Consider the following 17,457-nt stretch of genomic DNA (forward strand, 5'->3'; position numbering starts at 1 on the left):
GGGGCTAAAACTAGCCCCTAAATGCTATAAATTTTTGTTTAGAATTCTCTGAGCTTCTTTTATATACTCTTTAGATGCATCTAGTCTTTGTTTAGTAAATTTAAATCCGTGCATACCCCACGAACCATCTTTTTCGACCATATCGATGATCTCTTGAGCGTTTTGGACAAGCTCATAAACTCTTGCTTTATCACTTGGATCTAGCTTTTTAGTCTCTAGTAGTGAGTAAATTCCCTCGATACCTATTTTGACCTCTGAGAATTCATTCTTAACTGGAGTTTGCCATCCCATAACCTCATCATAAACTTGTTTTTGGTTTTTAAAATGAAGTGTTGGTTTTAGCTCAGATAGCACTGGGCTATGGCAGCCTTTATTATCTTTCATATCTTTATCAGCCCAAGATGTTCTAGCACATGCCCACATCAAATCAACATAGTTGTGGCCATTTTTATCTCTCTCAAAGTGCCAATCTTTAGCATCTCTTGGACCTTTAGCAGCGTCGCCTGGGACAAGAGATTTCTCTTTTGGATCGACCATGATCTTCCAGATATGAGAGCGTCTTTGAGTATCAAAGCCAGCGTTGTCTTGGAACTGAACAGCGTAGAAATTCTCGCAGCTCATCATAAATGGCATGTGACAAGATGCACAAGTGTTGTTTTTGTGAGTATCTGCTTTTGATGCGATATATGCTTGAGTCTCGTGACAATCTTTACAATCTTTTTTGATCTTTGGTTTAGTGTAGAACGCACTTAGATAGCCTTGATCTGGGTTGTAGTTCATACCAGTTACACTCTTATCACCTACAACGTTACCTGTGTTGTCGTGTGGATCGTGGCAAGTGACGCATCTCATACCTTTATCGTAGTGAGCGGTAAAGTATGATTGTGAGCCTTCTGAGCCACATCCTGGTCCCATTGATTTAAATTTAGAGCTTAGTGAGAGATCTAGCTTGCCGTTGTTTAATGGGTTAGCACGCATTAAGTCTGGGCTAAAGTTAAATCTTTGGTGACAGCGTTCGCAGTTTGATGTTCTAAAATTTGTAGCTCCATCAAGGTGACCGCCAGCTCCGTGGCACTCCTCACAGCTTACGCCTTTTGAGATAGTGTGTTTTTGAAGCTCTTTAGCATTACCAAGTGCTGCGTAAAATTCTGCTTTTGACTTAAAGTCAAATTTAACTGGGTGGCAAACCTCACAATATGATGAGTTTGCTTGGAAAAACATCGACTTTTTATGTTTTGCGGCGTATGAGGCAAGACCTCTGACATATCCGCCATTATCGCCGTACTCTTCAAGAGTGCCAGGAAATTCTGGGACGAGCTCTTTTATCTTTTTAACAGTTGCGTCGTCTAAATTTAACGCCCATGTTCTTTGCCATTGGTTACCGCCAGCTACGATCTGGCCTGTGCCATCTCTTAGCAAACCGCCCTCAACGTAGTAAGTACCACGAAGTAGCCATGCATCGACGTAGCCCATCTTAGTTCTTAAGTGACCAACGGTTGCATAGATGACATCTGGAGTGATACCTTTTGGAAGGATAGAAGCGGTATCTTTGTCAAATACTGGCTCAGTTAGGTTGTTATTAATCTCTGGGTGCTCGCCAGGGAAGCGCATAGTAGTTGCGTGGCGAGATCTGCTCCAGACCTCATACTGAGCTGGGTGACACTCACCGCACTTTTCTGGACCTACAAATTTATTAGGAAACTGAAGCGATGAGGTGGCTGGAATTCTATACATCATAGAGCTATAGCCCTTACCGCCATCTCTTTTACTAAGCTTTGACATATCAAAGCCATGTCCCTCGGCAAGCCACTCTAAGCCGCGGTCATGAACGACCATTTTGCCGACGGTTTTGCCACCATACTTTGTAAAAATAGGGTGGTTTTTAAATAGCCAGTTATACATCTCTTGCTCTTCTACGACGTAGTCTTGCAAGGAGACAACACCTCTACTTTGCAGTGTGCCTTTAGGATTTGCGATAACATCACGTGCTTTATCGGACATCTGCATATTATGCTCTTCGCAACAGGCTTGTGAAGCAAAGATACTAACACCCATGAGTAAGCCTGCTAAGGCTTTGTGTAAGTTTCTCACGTCTCCTCCTTTGAATTTTTATCCTAAAATCAAAATGATTTCATACTGATAATCTTAACACCAAAAAAGGGCAGAAAAGGGGGAAAATTAACAAATTATAAATTTTCGAAACTAATTGTAAATGCAACGTGGTTTTCATCTACATTTTTAGCAAAGATTATGGCGTTATTTTTGCGAGCGATTAGCTGGCTCATATATAGCCCAAGCCCACTACCACTCTCTTTTGTGCTAAAGTGTGGCTCAAAAATGACCTTTAAAAATGAATTTTTTATCGCTCCTGCGTTATTTTGCACGCATAAATTCTTGCGATTATCTTTTAAAAAGGTGCTTATCTTTATCACTCTTGGCTTTGTGTAGCTTTGTTTAAATGCGTCTTTGGCATTATTTATGATGTTTATTAGAATTTGGATTATCTCATTGAAATTTGCAAACAGTTCAAAATTTTCTCTCACCTCTAACTGCACTTCAATCTGATACTTTTTAAGCGTTGCGTTTAAAATTTTTATCGTTTGATTTATCACTTCAAGCACCTTAAATTCTTTTCTCAAGGTGTTTGGACTAAAGAAATTTTTAAAGTCATCAACGGTTTCTGACATGAAATTTATCTGCTTGCTCGTTTCCTCTATAAATTCATAAATTTTCGCCTCATCAAGCTTTTTTCTCTCCTGATAAAGCTCTAAATTTATCAAAGCTGAGCTTATCTGTGCTAGTGGCTGCTTCCACTGGTGCGAGATATTGCCTATCATCTCGCCCATCGAGGCTAGGCGGCTTTGATGTATCATCAGCTGCTCAGTCTGCTTTTTACTCTCTTCGCCACGCCTATGCATCTTATAAACAAGTAGTAAAAATAGCCCAAATATAAGCGTTATGGCGCTCATTATGACGATAACCTCTTGCAAGTGGTATGTAAAAATGGCGCGAATTGGTATCTTAAACGAGATCATTGCAACCGTTTCGTTCACATCTGGGATCTCTATGCCCTCTATGCCGTATTTTTCTAGCATTTGTTGTGGGGCATTTGCACTGCTATGACAGGCTAGACAGCTTGGACTTTGGTTTTTTATAGGCAGACCCACAAAGAGCTGTGATCCATTTTCATCTTTTATTATCTTTACAAATTCTTGAAATTTATTCTCTTTAAAGCCGTGCAAGACGCCAGCTTCAAATTCATTTGGCTCGTGGGCTTTATTTAGCGGAGCGATGGCAACTAGCTTGTAGTCAAATTCAAGGTTGTATTTTTTCTTTTGGATGTTGTAAATTTCACGGCTTATATATGAAGATGACAAAAGTCTCTCGTCAAAAAAGTCCTCTTTTAAGATACCCTGCTCTTTTAACTGCTCGATTAGTGGGCGCTGAACTCCAGCGATGTACTCTCTTACTGAATTTATGCCCTCCAAAACATAATACGCCTCTTTTTTGGCATCTTTCATCGCAAGATCGTTGTAAAAATTTAAAACAAGCGCTGAGACTAGCAGATAGACAAAGATAAAAGCACCGACTATTAGCTGAAATTTATATCTCACAAAGATAGCCCACGCCGTATAAATTTTTGATCACATCTTTGCCAAGCTTTCTTCTAAGCTCTTTTACGATCGTTTTTATCGCCTCTTTTGTCGGCTGCTCGTAGTCCCAGATGTAGTCAAAAATTTGCTCATAAGTGATAGTTTGGTTTTTATTGTTTAAAAAGTACTCCAAAAGCTTGCTCTCGCTCTTGCTTAGATGAGAAATTTCGCCATTTACATAAAGCGCTTTTTTGCCAAAATCATACTCAAGCTCATCATTTAGCCTGATAGTTGGTGTGCGTCCAACTAGCTCAAAAGCCACATCTTCAAGCGCTTTAACAAAAGATTTTTTATCGTATGGTTTTGCAAGATATCTTGTGATCTTTAGCTCAACCGCGCGCCACAGATACTCTTGCTCGACGTGGCTTGAAAGGATCACGATAGGGATTTTTTGATTGATAGCTCTTACTTTTTTAGCGATCTCAAGACCATCGATATTTGGCACGCTGATATCAAGCACTAGCACGTCATACGCCCCGCTCATAGCAAGCTCAAGCGCATCAAAGCCGTCTGTAACGCCTTTAACCTCTGCGAAAAAGAGCTCCAGCGAGGCGCAGATATTTCGCAAAATCGCCTCTTCATCCTCTAAGCAAAGGACCTTTTTGTTTGATAAAACATCTAAAATATCATACTCTTGCATACGTCATCTCATCTCTTAAGCCAAAAAGCCGACTTAAATAACACAAAATAAAAATTATTTCATAAATTTACATCATGATCGTAAGCTTAAAGTAAAAAATCAGCTTGCTACTTAAGTGATTATATTAAAGGATAAAGTTAAATTTAGCCAAAGATTTGGCTAAATTTATCAGGTTCTAAATTTTGAAAGGCTAGTGTTTAGATTATCAGTCATCTTTGAAAGATGAGCAGCTGCTAGTGAGATTTCATCCATGCTTTTTGAGTTTTGTTTTGAAATTTCATCGATATTTACGATGCCTTTTATCAGCTCTTCGACCTTATTTCCAGTCTCTATATAATCCCTCGTAGAGGTCTCATTTAAGCTAACAGTCTCGTTCATTAGCTGATTCATATTTTCTATTTTTTCATTTATCTGGGCTGATTTTTTGCAAAGCTCACCAGCTTTTTTAGCGTTATCGCCGATGGTTTGACTTGAGTTTGAGATCGCTTCAACGATTAAATTTATAGTCGCATTTATCTCGCTTAGGCTATTTTGCGTGCGTTCAGCTAGCTGTCTAACCTCATCAGCCACGACTGCAAAGCCACGTCCATGCTCTCCCGCACGCGCTGCTTCTATGGCAGCATTTAGGGCAAGTAAATTTGTCTGATCAGCGATGTCATCGATGATATTTAAGACATCTTTTACATTTTTAGCTTGATCAGCTAGGCTTTTCATCGAGCTAGCGAGTGAAATTTCGCTATTTGCAGCCTCATCTACATTTTTGCTAAGCCCCAAAACATCGTTTGAAACCTCATTTATATATAGACAGGTTCTTTCAAGATTTTCTTTGCTCTTCTTAGCCTCTTCAAATGAGCTTTTTATCTCCTCTGACATGGTTTTTGCCATGTTTGTCGTATCTGTGACGATTAGTGACGATTTGTTGGTTAAATTTGTAGTTTGAGCTGAGGTTGAAGAGAGCTGCTCAGCGATAGAAGAGTTCTCATGTGCTAGGCCTTTAACGCTTTCTATAACAGATCTTAGCTCGCTTGTTAGGTCGTTTATAGAGCTTTTGATGTTTGAAATTTCATCTTTGCCACTAACTTCAAGCTTTTTAGTAAGATCGCCTCTGCCACTTTTTATCTCATCTGACATCTCGGTTAAATTTGCAACGATATTTTTTATAGGTTTGATGATCGCTCTACTTAAGATAAATAGCACGACAGCTATCAAAACAACCGTGATCAGGGCGCAAGCAATGATAAAAGTTTTTGTATTTTGGCTATTTTGCTCGTTTAGCACGACCTTTGTCTTTTCTATCTCATCTGCCAAGTCATCGACATATACGCCGCTTCCTAGCATCCACTTATATGGCTCAAAATTTGCAGCATAGCCAAGCTTCTCCACTGGCTCCTCGCCCTCTTTTTTCGCCCAGCCAAATGTGACAAAGCCGCCACCTTGTTTAGCCTTTTCGATGAGCTCTTTTATGAGAAGTAGCCCTTTTGGATCTTTTAAGCCGATTAAATTTTTACCCACAAGCGATGGCTTTTCAGGGTGCATCAAAACAACGCCATTGTAGTCGTAGATGAAGATATAGCCAGTCTTGTCGCTAAAGAATTTTAGCTTTGAGACGACTCTAAAAATTTCTTTTTTTATCTCATCGTCGCTTAGCCCTTTTTCTTTGCCGCCATTATAAATTTCACGCATCATTTGATTGATCGTCTCGACGTCATCTTTTAAATTTTCTTTTCTGGCATTTACCAGCTCGTCGTAGGACTTATGGGTGAAAAACTGAGTTAGATCGCTTGAAAATTTGCTATTTAAAAAGATGAGCAAACAGCTGACAAGCAAAACTGAGAAAACAAAAGTGAGAATTATCTTTGTAGATATTTTCATAGCACACATCCTTGCATTTTGGGATCTCCTAAAAATTTACGTGCCATTTTATACATTCAAATCTTAATTATAAATTAACTTTTGAAATTTAAGAAAAAAAGAATAAATTTGATGAGAGAATTTACTCAAAGCCCAAAATAACGAATAAGTTACAAATATTATTATCTTAAGCTTTGAGTGTAAAAAATACGTAAAATTTAGTAGCCTTTAGTTGCCTCTGCTTCCAGGCTTAATAGCCTTGCTACCACTCTTACAAAGCGGACAGTGCTCTGGCTCGTAAATTTCAAATTCAAAATTTCCCAAAGCAAAAAATGGCTTGTCGCTTGGCAGTTTTGCATTTGCCTTAGCTTCATTGCCTAAATTTGCAACCTTGCAAAAGCCACGGTTTGCAAGTGCTGCAAAGCCAACTACCTCGCCACCAAGGCTCTCTATCACGTGCGCTGCCTCAAGTGCTGAGCCACCAGTTGTGATGATGTCCTCGCAAACGATAAATTTCTCGCCCTTTTTCACTTCAAAGCCGCGCCTTAGGCTCATCACTCTATCAACGCGCTCTGTAAATATAAAACGCTTTTTCGCCGCGCGAGCTAGCTCATATCCAGCTAAAATTCCACCAAGTGCAGGAGAACAAACGCTATCAAATTTAATGCCAAATTTCTCTATCACACGCGCTAGCTCATCTGCTAGCTTTGCTGCAAGAGCAGGGTCTTCAAGCACCTTTGCACTTTGCAGATAAAACTGCGAATGGTTACCACTACTTAGCAAAAAGTGCCCCTCTAAATACGCCCCAGCGTCCTTATAAATTTTCTCTAAATCCATCGCTTTTTCCTTTTAAAATTTGCCAAAAATCTTAACACATACCCACTTAAGCCACTCTTTTTAAAATTTAATAAGCCCCACGCTTGTATAATTCTTCCAACATACAAAAAGGACACACATGCTTCTCTTTAACCCTGTTGTTTTTAGCATTTTGGTGATGACAGTGCTATGTTTGCTGCGCTTTAACATCCTGCTTTCTATCCTCATCTCAGCCCTTGTCGCTGGTGTCATGTATAAGCATGGTTTTAGCGGATTTGAAAGCGGTTTGGCAAGCGGTTTTGAGAGCTTTTTTTCGGCTCTAAAAGAGACCACGCAAAGCCTCATAAGTGGCATGCAAGGCAACCTTGAGACCTCGCTAAGCTACATTTTATTAGGCGCTCTTGCAGCTGCCATCGCAAATACAAATTTAACAGCCATCTTGATAAATGCAATGAGTAAATTTCTTAGCTCAAATAAGGTGATATTCACGCTAACCATCGCATTTATCGCTTGTTTGTCTCAAAACTTGATCCCAGTTCATATAGCCTTCATACCTATCTTGATCCCGCCACTTCTTGCCCTTATGAATAAGATGGGTATAGATAGACGTGCGGTGGCTTGCGCTCTTACATTTGGTCTGCAAGCGCCTTATGTAAGCCTTAGCGTTGGCTTTGGTCTGCTTTTTCACAATATCCTTAAAAAAGAGCTAGCAAACAACGGCATAAACACAACCATCTCGGATATCTCATCGGTAATGTGGATCGGCGGTGCGTCGATGTTAGTTGGCCTTATCGTCGCTATCTTTGTCTATGGCAGAAAACGCGTTTATAAAACATCTAAATTTGAAAAGGCCGAGCTTGATGAGATCGAGCGCGCAAAAGGCCTTGAGATGACTAAAAAAGAGTGGGCGGTCTTAGCTGGTGCGGTTGTCGCCTTTGTCGTGCAAATTTACACTTCGCTCTTGCCACTTGGCGCGCTACTTGGACTTTTGGTCATGGTCGTTTTTGGAGGCATCGAATATAAAAAAGTAGATAAGATCATGGATAATGGCCTTGCTATGATGGGCTTTATCGCATTTATCATGCTTGTTGCTGCGGGATATGGCACCATTTTAAGAGAGAGTGGCGGTATAGACGAGCTTGTAAAATACGCCAGCTTGGTCTCTGGCGGCAAGATAGGCGGAGCATTTTTGATGCTACTTATCGGACTTTTAGTCACGATGGGTATAGGCACTAGCTTTGGCACTATACCTATCTTAGCCTCTATCTACGTGCCACTTTGTCTTAGCCTTGGCTTTGGCGTGCCAGCTATCATCTTGCTAGTTGGTATAGCTGCAGCTCTGGGCGACGCTGGAAGCCCAGCAAGCGACAGCACACTTGGGCCAACGAGCGGTCTAAATGCTGATGGTGAGCACAACCACATATATGATACTTGCGTGCCTACATTTATATTTTTTAACATCCCACTAATCATCGGTGGCATCGTAGGAGCCATGATACTTGGATAAATGTGTTAAAATCATTAAAAAATTTAAAGGAAAATGCGATGCAAACAAATATTGACTATGCAAAATATGAGACTATGACACGTAAAGCATTGTTTAATTCTCTTGAAAAAGAAGAAAAAAAACTAAATTCATTGCAAGATACTTTAAAAAAACAATCAGAACTAATCCTTTATCTTAAAAAAAAGATAAAAAGCAAACTGGATGAGCCAAAAGATTATGAACTTTTAAAGTCTCCAAGCATAAAAAAACTCGATATGGAATTTAAAAAACTCTCAAAAGCAGAGCAAGAAGCACTAATAGCTGAAGTTAAAACCGAAATGGGCGTTTAGTGTATAAAATAGTCATTAAACGCTCTGCTGACAAACAACTAGATAAAATTTCAAAAGGTGATCTAAGAGCAGCTCTAAAAATACACACCTTTCTAAAAGAGCTTGAAAAAGTAGAAAATCCTTTTGCGACAAATAACGCAGAAAAGATGCAGGGCTATGATAATCGCTGGCGTTGGAGAGTTGGCATACATTACCGCATAATAGGGCTTAAGCAAGATGAAATTTTAACTATTGAGATAATAGAAATTTCATCACGAGAAAAAGCATACTAAAAAATACGATCACACAAAAATTTTCAAATTTTTCTCTTTTTGCCGATATAAATTTTGGAACATCTTTTGCTTTAGAAAGATCATAAAAAATTTTAAAACGAGAAAAAGGATAAGCTCATGATGAGATCACTTTGGTCTGGTGTTTCAGGCCTACAAGCCCACCAGATAGCCATGGACGTAGAAGGCAACAATATCGCAAACGTCAATACCTATGGTTTTAAATACAACCGCGCAAATTTTGCTGATATACTAAGCCAAACTCCAAGAGTAGCTACCGCTCCACAAGGTCAGCTAGGCGGTCAAAACGCTATGCAAATAGGTCTAGGAACGACCATAAACTCAACTACAAGAATTTTCTCACAAGGCACACTAACAGACACTACTAAGCAAACCGACCTTGCTCTTCAGGGAAATGGCTTTTTTGTCGTCTCTCCAGATGGCGGAACGACAAGATACTATACAAGAAACGGCGACTTTGTTCGTGATAAGGCTGGTAACTTCGTAAACAACAGCGGATACATCGTTCAAGGCTGGACTAGAGATGATGAGACTGGCACTATCGACTCAACAGGCCCTATAAGCAACATCGTCATCAAAGAAGGTCTTACAACTCCAGCAAGAGCGACAACAGAAGTTAAAATAAAAGGCAACCTCGACTCAGGTAACAGCATCGGTCAAAGAAGCACGCCTATATACGCTCTTGATTCAGTTGCTGGCGGACGTGACTACAATAACGATGGAATTTTAAATGCCAACGAAGTTCATAACGAAAACGATACAAACAACGATGAATTTTATACAAACTCAAGAAACGAGCAAATTTTAACAGAGCGTGGTGTCGATCTTGGCGTTACATTTGACGAGCTTGGAAACGGTCTTGCTCTAAGAGATGGTCAAGGTATCTGGGTAAGCTACGCAAATGCTAAGACTGAGAAATTTTCAGTAGGTAGCGCTCTAGCACAAAACATAGGTCAGATCAACCCACCAGCTACACTTGATATAACACTAAATGGACAAAATATCAAAACTCAAGCTGGCACAATGACAAGCATCAGTGACGTTGCAGCTGCTATCAACGCTCAGTACAACAAAACTGGTGTTAGAGCTGAAATTTCAGAGGGTAACAAACTAACGCTTATAAACAGAAACAACTCAGGTACAACCGAAGAGACAAAAAACATCCACCTAACAGTAAATGCTGGAAACACAGTTGGCGGTCTAGCTAGTAAAGATATCATAACAGCTTATCAATATGTCTATACAAGCTCACAAACAACAGCTGTTCACCCAAATAACGACAAAATCGCAAGACAAATAACAACAACAGAAGATCTTCGTGCAGCTATGCAAGAGGATGCTAGAAACCACGTTGATTATAACGGCGATGGTCAAATAAGAGCAAACTCTGACGCACTTGATGCAGCAAAACTTGCAACTGCCGCTCACAAGGTAGCCCCTGGTACAGGTGGTGCAGCTATAACAAATCCAGCCTATGCACTAGCATATAACAACGCTTATGCAGCAGCAGCTGGCACACCTGATCAAAAACACGCAGCAGGTGTTGCTGCACTTCAAGCAGCAGCTGGAGATGATACAAACGACGGCGTAAAGATCACTGTAAATAAACTAGGTCAATTTCAACTAGAAAACCCTACAAACGAAATGGCTGATCAAGCACTTTATATGACCACAACTGGTCTTACAAAACCAGCTCAAGGCACAAACAACGCAGCAGTAAATGAAAACGTTCGCTTTACAAATATCATGAAAGCACTTGATGGCGCACTAAGCCCAGGTCAAGCCCTAAGAGCGAGCGGTAAGATGATGATGTCAAGCCACGGCTCAACGGCTGAAATTTTTGACTCACTTGGCTCAAAACACACAGTTAGTATCAAATGGGCAAAAGTAGGCACTACAACAGATGGTGGAACTGAGTGGAATATGATCATCCAAGTGCCAGAGCCTGCTAAGATAAACTACACAGGTGAGGGTCCAGATAACGTCGTAACTGGTTCATTGAGATTTAACTCAAATGGCTCACTTGCTAGCTTTCACCCAGCTACGATAACATTTTCAGCTAACAATGGCTCACAAAGTGGTCAAAATGTTAGTTTGAATTTTGGTTTGGGAACTGATTTTAACGGACTAACAAGCTTTGATAAAGACTCTTCAACTGAGTCTATCTCACAAGATGGCTACACAGGTGGCACACTAAATGACCTAAAGATCGACGAAACTGGTACGATTATCGGTGCATTTACAAACGGCCAAAGCTTTGGTCTAGCTCAAGTTGCACTTGCTAGCTTTACAAACAACGAGGGTCTTCAAAGTGAGGGCGGAAACGTCTTTTCACAAACAGCAAACTCAGGCGAAGCAGTCATAGGCGCAGCAGGCACTGGCGATAAAGGAACGATCGCGGCTTCAAAACTAGAAGCTAGTAACGTCGATCTAAGCCGTGCGCTAACAGATCTTATCGTCATCCAAAGAGGCTTTCAAGCAAACTCAAAAACTATCACAACAAGTGACGAGATGCTAAACACACTTCTTCAACTAAAACAATAATCATAAAGGGGGCGCTCGCTCCCTTTTAAATTTACAAATAAAATCAGCCTTCTTTTTGTAAAATGCTAAAAAATTTCACAAAAAGAGAAAATATGCAAGTAACACTTCTAAATCACACTCCACTAAATATCTGCTCTCACGCGATCCGCACATGCTGGCAAAGCTTTGACAAAGGCGACAATGGCGGCGAAAAAGACGTCGAGCTGATAGATAGGGTGGGTAATAAATTTAAACATGCATCAACGCTGGAGCATCTTTACTACAACTTCTACATCCAAGGCATCTCGCGCGCACTACTTCAAGAGCTAGCTCGCCACCGCATAGCGAGCCTAAGCGTCAAATCAACCCGCTACACGCTAAAAGAGCTAAAAAAAGAGGATAAATTTGAAGTAGGGCAGTTTGAGCGTGCGTCTAAATTTATCGTGCTAACAAATGACGAAGTGGTCGATAACGCAAGCATAAAAGCGCTTGAAAATTTACGTGAAATTTTAGCCTCAACTACAAAAAGCCTTGATATAGTTAAATACTGCTTACCAGAGTGCTATAAAACCGAGCTTACATGGAGCATAAACGCTAGAAGCTTGCAAAATTTCATCTCTCTAAGAAGCTCAAAGTCAGCCCTTTGGGAGATAAGAAATTTAGCAAATGCTATCTACGACGCCCTACCAAATGAGCATAAATTTATCTTTGAAAAATGCTTGCCAGAGGATGAGCAAAACTAACAATTACGTTAGTGAAATTTAGAAGTGATAAAATGAGCGCTAAATTTACTTTTGTAAAACGTAGAGAAGTTCGTCTACGTGGATGTTTCTAGCTTTTAAATTTCTGCTGCCGCGGTAGGCATTATACTTTTGGCGAAGTAGATGAACTTTGCCCATTTTATTTAGGTTTTTGTCAAATTCATCTTGGTTTATAAAGCCCTCTGAGTTAAACGAGATAAGCACAAATTTAGCCCTTAAATTTGCTATGAGTTCAAAAAATGCCTCGCTTGCTGACGATTTTTTATTAAAAACTGATCTGTTCCAGTCCTTTGAGATACCTGAAACCTTTGAAATTTTATTTGGCTCAGTGTAGCTTGCGATGAGATTTAGCATGAAGTAGTTTGAGCCGTATGGGTGCTGGTTATAAGGTGGATCAAGATAGACTAGATCAAGCCCATCAAGCTCTTTTGCTAGCAAATTTGCATCCTTTTGATAGACCTCAAATGGCACGCTAAAATTTGAAAAGATGGGTTTTGTCAAATTTATATCAGAAGTGATCCTTGAGATGGCATTTTGCCCATGTCCGCCAAACTGACCGATACCCTCTTTATTTTTATGAAAACCTTTAAAAATTCCACTCGTATTTGCATGCACGCTTGCATTATAAAGTAGCGGTGCTATGAAAAATTTTCTCATTTCAGCCGGCAATATCTCATCTATGAGCCTTCTTGCAGTGTCAATGAATTTGGCATTTTTCTTTGTGTAAAAGACCCGCTCGCCAAAAGCGATATTTTCATCATCTTGTGGAGCATAAAGCCTTGTTATAAAGCCCTCAGAAAGGTTTTCTTCTATCTCTTTTTCAAGCTTTTTTTGCCAGAAATTTATCTCATCTTTTAGCTCGTTTGTGGCGTTTTGCAGGTAGCATGAGTTTGTGATGAAGCTATAAAGCTCCAAGTCGTTGGCGACTAGAAATTCGCTATTTTGTTTTAAAAACCTAGCCACCACGCCGCTTCCACTAAAGAGGTCACAGCAGCTAAGCTTCTCTTTTTTAAGCTCGTCTTTTGCGTATTTTACGCCTCGCTCGATAAAGCCTAAAAGAGAGCGTTTGTTACCAAGATAGGTTAAAATTTGCTCTTTTAGATAGGCTTGATTTTCTTGTTTAGCTGGCTTCAAATCAGTGCTTTTTTAGTCCCATAGCATCAACGTCAAGCTTGATCTCTTCGTTGTTTATGATGACTAGACCCTGATCTAGAATTTTCTTTGCTATTGCGTGCGCTTCATCAAGTGAGTGCATTTTATATGTACCGCATTGAAATTTATTTAGCTCTGGAATTTGATCTTGAGTTTTGACCTCTAAGATATCCTTCATCGAAGCAAGCCATGCCTTTTTTACAGATTCTTCGCTAGGTGTGCCTATCACGCTCATATAAAAGCCAGTCCTGCAACCCATCGGCGAGATATCTATGATCTCCACGCCGTTGCCATTTAGATGGTTTCTCATAAAGCCAGCAAATAGGTGCTCTAAAGTATGAGTGCCCTTTTCTGGCAAAATTTCTTCATTTGGCTTGCAAAATCTCAAGTCAAAAACGCTGATATCATCGCTTTTTGGGGTCTTCATACTCTTTGCTAGTCTTACTCCTGGGGCTTTCATCTTCACATGATCTACGCAAAAACTATCAAGTAGTGGCATATATTCTCCTTTAAATTTTTGGTAATTTTAGCGTAAAAAAGATTTAAAATTTAAAGGCCCACGTAAATTTACATGAGCCTAGTAGTATTTTTAGGTATTAAAATTTATTTTTTCTAACGTCTGTTAGTATGACCTTCGCCATGCCGTCTATCTCGCTAGTTACGTCGTTTGTACTGCTAACAACGCTTCTATTTTCTTTTGTGACGTTATCTATTTGGGCAACACTTCTATTTATCATATTTATGCCCTCAGCTTGCTCTTTTATAGATTCGCTCATCTCGTTTATTGATTGAGCCAATACATTTGTATTTGCCTCGATCTCTCCTAGAGATTTTTGTGTGCGTTCAGCTAGTTTTCTAACCTCATCAGCCACGACTGCAAAGCCACGACCGTGTTCTCCAGCGCGAGCCGCTTCTATGGCGGCATTTAGAGCAAGTAAATTTGTCTGATCAGCGATGTCACGGATGATGACGATGATGTTTTTAATCTCTTCGCTTTGTCTTATGACGTCCCCTGTCTTTTGTGAGATAGCATTCATAGAGCTTGACATCTGCTCAACCGCAGCTGCGCTCTCTTGGATAGAGTCAGCTTGTTTGCTCGCCCCATCAGTTAAATTTCTCATAGACTCAGCAAGCATCGTTGCTTTTTCTTCTAAAATTTGAGCTTGATTTAGGTTGCTATTTAGCATAGCGCTTATAGCGTCACCTGCGTTATTTATACCAACTATCATGGCTTTTAGATCAGCCTCAATGTCATCTCTTAGCTCGATCTTAGCGGTGTAGTCGTTATTTGAGTAGGCTTTTAGGATATTTATGACGCTGCCTAAATTTTGACTGATAGAGCTAAAGAAGGTATTTAGCAGATCTTTTAGCTTGATAAGCGATGGGTTGTTTGGATTCTCACTTAGTTTGACGCCTAAATTTCCTCTTATCATGTTATTTGCAGCTACATTTAGCTCTTCAAGCATGGTGTTATCTTTTTTGATGCCAGCTATGACTTTGTCGATATTTTTATTTATCTCTTCACTCATCACGCCAAATTCATCAGTCGTGTGGATATCTAGCTTGCTTGGAGCGGTGCTGCTCTCATAAGTGATAAATTTAAATGTATCAGAAAGCTTCTCTTGGATAACGCTGATAGGCTTAAGCGAGCGTTTTAGTAGCACGAAAACAATGGCTGAGAGTATGACTATGAAAAGCACTGCAAGCATTAGCTGAGCTTTTAAGATAGGCATAGTGTGGTTTGAAAATGTATCTGCACCTATGGCAACAGTTGCAAGCCAGCCATCATCGTTGATAGGTAAAATTTTAGCCGTTACATCTTGGTTTTTAGAGTTTTTATATGAGATCAGACCATTTTCGTCAAATTCTTTATTGTTATATTTTTCTGAGACGACCTTTGTAGCTGGCAAGATAGTGCCAACCTCTGAAGCTACGTCAGAAAAGAGCATAGTGCCATCTTTTTTCATAATATAAGCATATCCACCATCGCCAGTATCGCCTATCTCGATGATCTTGTCGCTAACTTTCTTTACATCCACATCTATGCCAGCAACGCCAACAAATTTACCATTTTTAGTAACTGGAGCTGTGAAAGTTACAACAAGATCGTTTGTAGAAGTGACCCTTGGCTCGGTATAAATTTCTTTATTTTTCTCTTTTGTGCTCTTATACCAGCCTCTAGTTCTTGGGTCGTAGTTATCAGCTACGGTTGTTCTTTTACCATCTGATTGGAAGAAGTGTCCATCCTCATCTCCGTAATAAACATAGCTCACCGCAGAGTTTGCAACCTTTTTTTCTGATAAGACAAAGTTCATTATCTCATCGCCACTTTGAGCGCTCTCAACGACTGATGAAATTTTCTTGATATGCTCTAAATTTTCATCAAAAAAAGTGTTTGCAACACTCTTTATATCTTTAAGGACTTGATCCTCTTTGCCACTGACAAGCTCAACGATCTTGTCCTTTGAAGTAAAATAACTAACCGCCGAGATAGCACAAAACGAGATGATGAGTAAAATCATCAAGGCTAGTGCTATCTTATTTGTGATAGAACGAAACACCTCTGCTCCTTTAAATTTTGTTTGAAATCCATTTGCAAAACAAAATCGGAGCAAAAGTATAAATGTTTATAGTGTTCTCATAAATTCGGTGCTATAAATTCCCTCGATGCGTCTTTTCATATCATCGTGCCAGCCATTTGTAAGAGTGGTGAGGGCGTTAAATTTTTCTAGTAAATTTAAATTTTCACTTGGTGCGTAAAATAGCCTATTTATCTCTAAAATGCTCATATGAACGGGGTCACTCTCCACAACCTCTATCACGTCGCCTGCTTTGCATGAGCCTGGCGTAAGGACGCGGTAGTACCAGCCAGTAAGGCCTGTTTTGAAGATGTGAGTAGCCATATTTTCATTGCCCCATCTTTTTGAGAGCTTAAAGCATGGCTTTCTAGGCTGTGAGACTTGAAGCACAAGCGAGCCCACCTTGTGGATATCGCCCACATAAACGCAGCTCTCATCAAGCCCATCAACGCATAAATTCTCCCCCATCGCCCCATAAGCCATATTTTTTAATCCTAAAAATTTCTCCCACTCGGCGTAGTTTGCAAACGAATTTGCAAAAACAGCCTTTTCAGGGCCGCCGTGGTGCTTCGTATCAGCGACGCTATCGCCCTCAAAGCCAAGCTCATTTGCGAAAATTTCGCCATTTTTAGCTACTTTAAAAATAGCTGAGCTCCAAGGTAAATTTAGCTTATCAGTTGCATTTTGCGAGCCATAGTTTTTCACATCTCCGATTAGTAAAGCTTTTAGTGTTGCCATATTTTTCCTATCAAATTTAGTTTATTCTTAAATTATTCGCGTGAGTTAGTGCGATCGCGATCGCATCGGTAATATCAAGCGGTTTTATCTCTTTGTTTATGCCTAAAATTTTCTTCACCATAAATGCCACTTGCTCTTTGTCAGCCTTTGCCTTGCCAGTGACCGTCTTTTTCACCTGAAGCGGCGTATACTCGGCAAAATCGCCATGAAGCTGCAAAATTTTAAGACTAAGCGCCCCGCGAAACTGAGCTAGCTTTAAGACCGTTTTTGGGTTGTAGGCAAAGAAGATGTCCTCTATCGCGACCTCGTCAAATTTATGATTTTTAAAGATGAGGTCAAGCCCCTCGCAAAGCTCTGTTATTTGGTATTGAAGCGTGTTTGGCTTTATCTTTATAAGCCCAGCTTCAAGAAGAGTAGTTTTAAATTTGCTCTTTTCAAGTATCGCGTAACCGCAATTTTTCGTGCCTGGATCTATTCCTAAAATTTTCATCACAATCTTTTCAATACTTTTTCACGACTTTTTCACGCCGTGAAAAAGTTTGTCAGAGTTTAACAAAGGTTTTATTAAATTTAAGATAAAATCGCTAATAAAATTCATTAAATAAAAAGGGTTGAAAT

14 protein-coding genes and 2 pseudogenes are annotated in these 17,457 nt (G+C 39.9%); 5 read left to right on the forward strand and 11 right to left on the reverse strand.

Annotated features, from left to right (window positions below; translation table 11 throughout):
• Positions 1-24: 24 nt before the first annotated feature.
• The 5 genes from CVT08_RS09990 to pyrE all read right to left on the reverse strand — a co-directional run bounded on the left by CVT08_RS09990 (position 25) and on the right by pyrE (position 6,981).
• Positions 25-2,091 carry a cytochrome C gene (locus CVT08_RS09990; RefSeq protein ID WP_107856332.1) on the reverse strand — a complete coding sequence of 689 codons (2,067 nt, stop codon included), beginning with the start codon at positions 2,089-2,091 and terminating at the stop codon, positions 25-27.
• Between the two features lie 95 nt (positions 2,092-2,186).
• Complete coding sequence (locus CVT08_RS09995) at positions 2,187-3,614, reverse strand: c-type heme family protein (protein ID WP_107856333.1); 1,428 nt, start codon at positions 3,612-3,614, stop codon at positions 2,187-2,189.
• Complete coding sequence (locus CVT08_RS10000; RefSeq protein WP_002940643.1) at positions 3,604-4,293, reverse strand: response regulator transcription factor; 690 nt, start codon at positions 4,291-4,293, stop codon at positions 3,604-3,606. Before CVT08_RS10000 ends, CVT08_RS09995 begins: the two co-directional genes overlap by 11 nt.
• 168 nt (positions 4,294-4,461) lie before the next feature.
• Positions 4,462-6,174 carry a methyl-accepting chemotaxis protein gene (locus CVT08_RS10005; RefSeq protein ID WP_413784346.1) on the reverse strand — a complete coding sequence of 571 codons (1,713 nt, stop codon included), beginning with the start codon at positions 6,172-6,174 and terminating at the stop codon, positions 4,462-4,464.
• 198 nt (positions 6,175-6,372) lie between these two features.
• Entirely contained in the window at positions 6,373-6,981 is a 609-nt protein-coding gene (pyrE, locus tag CVT08_RS10010) for an orotate phosphoribosyltransferase (RefSeq protein WP_002940584.1), read from the reverse strand.
• Positions 6,982-7,099: 118 nt separating this feature from the next.
• On the opposite strand from pyrE, the gene CVT08_RS10015 reads away from it, so the two are divergent.
• From CVT08_RS10015 to thyX, 5 genes are all read left to right on the forward strand, one after another.
• A complete protein-coding gene (locus CVT08_RS10015; RefSeq protein ID WP_107856335.1) occupies positions 7,100-8,467 on the forward strand; it encodes a Na+/H+ antiporter NhaC family protein in 1,368 nt (455 codons plus the stop codon).
• Between the two features lie 38 nt (positions 8,468-8,505).
• Complete coding sequence (locus CVT08_RS10020) at positions 8,506-8,796, forward strand: formate dehydrogenase (protein ID WP_107856368.1); 291 nt, start codon at positions 8,506-8,508, stop codon at positions 8,794-8,796.
• Positions 8,796-9,068: a type II toxin-antitoxin system RelE family toxin gene (locus CVT08_RS10025; RefSeq protein ID WP_107856336.1), complete on the forward strand. Its 273-nt coding sequence runs from the start codon at positions 8,796-8,798 to the stop codon at positions 9,066-9,068. The genes CVT08_RS10020 and CVT08_RS10025 overlap by 1 nt, the downstream gene beginning before the upstream one ends.
• A gap of 117 nt (positions 9,069-9,185) precedes the next feature.
• Complete coding sequence (gene flgE, locus CVT08_RS10030) at positions 9,186-11,630, forward strand: flagellar hook protein FlgE (protein WP_107856337.1); 2,445 nt, start codon at positions 9,186-9,188, stop codon at positions 11,628-11,630.
• A 92-nt stretch (positions 11,631-11,722) separates the two neighbouring features.
• The gene (gene thyX / locus CVT08_RS10035) at positions 11,723-12,352 is read left to right on the forward strand and encodes an FAD-dependent thymidylate synthase (RefSeq protein WP_107856338.1); all 630 of its coding nucleotides are present in this window, start codon (positions 11,723-11,725) and stop codon (positions 12,350-12,352) included.
• 45 nt (positions 12,353-12,397) lie between these two features.
• On the opposite strand, the gene CVT08_RS10040 is transcribed toward thyX, so the two are convergent.
• From CVT08_RS10040 to ruvC, 6 genes and pseudogenes are all read right to left on the reverse strand, one after another.
• Positions 12,398-13,504, reverse strand: coding sequence for a DNA adenine methylase (locus CVT08_RS10040; protein ID WP_107856339.1), 1,107 nt, complete (start codon positions 13,502-13,504; stop codon positions 12,398-12,400).
• Between the two features lies 1 nt (position 13,505).
• Positions 13,506-14,021 carry an S-ribosylhomocysteine lyase gene (luxS, locus tag CVT08_RS10045; protein ID WP_107856340.1) on the reverse strand — a complete coding sequence of 172 codons (516 nt, stop codon included), beginning with the start codon at positions 14,019-14,021 and terminating at the stop codon, positions 13,506-13,508.
• Between the two features lie 97 nt (positions 14,022-14,118).
• Positions 14,119-14,490, reverse strand: a pseudogene (locus CVT08_RS10535) (methyl-accepting chemotaxis protein); the annotation flags it as partial.
• 819 nt (positions 14,491-15,309) lie between these two features.
• Positions 15,310-16,044 (reverse strand): annotated as a pseudogene (locus tag CVT08_RS10540) (cache domain-containing protein); the annotation flags it as partial.
• A 105-nt stretch (positions 16,045-16,149) separates the two neighbouring features.
• Positions 16,150-16,839 (reverse strand): MOSC domain-containing protein, encoded by a 690-nt coding sequence (locus CVT08_RS10055; protein ID WP_107856342.1) that lies wholly within the window; start codon positions 16,837-16,839, stop codon positions 16,150-16,152.
• A gap of 16 nt (positions 16,840-16,855) precedes the next feature.
• Positions 16,856-17,335 (reverse strand): crossover junction endodeoxyribonuclease RuvC, encoded by a 480-nt coding sequence (ruvC, locus tag CVT08_RS10060; protein WP_103567041.1) that lies wholly within the window; start codon positions 17,333-17,335, stop codon positions 16,856-16,858.
• Between the last annotated feature and the right edge of the window lie 122 nt (positions 17,336-17,457).

Source organism: Campylobacter concisus (assembly GCF_003048835.2).
Classification (GTDB): Bacteria; Campylobacterota; Campylobacteria; order Campylobacterales; family Campylobacteraceae; genus Campylobacter_A; species Campylobacter_A concisus_D.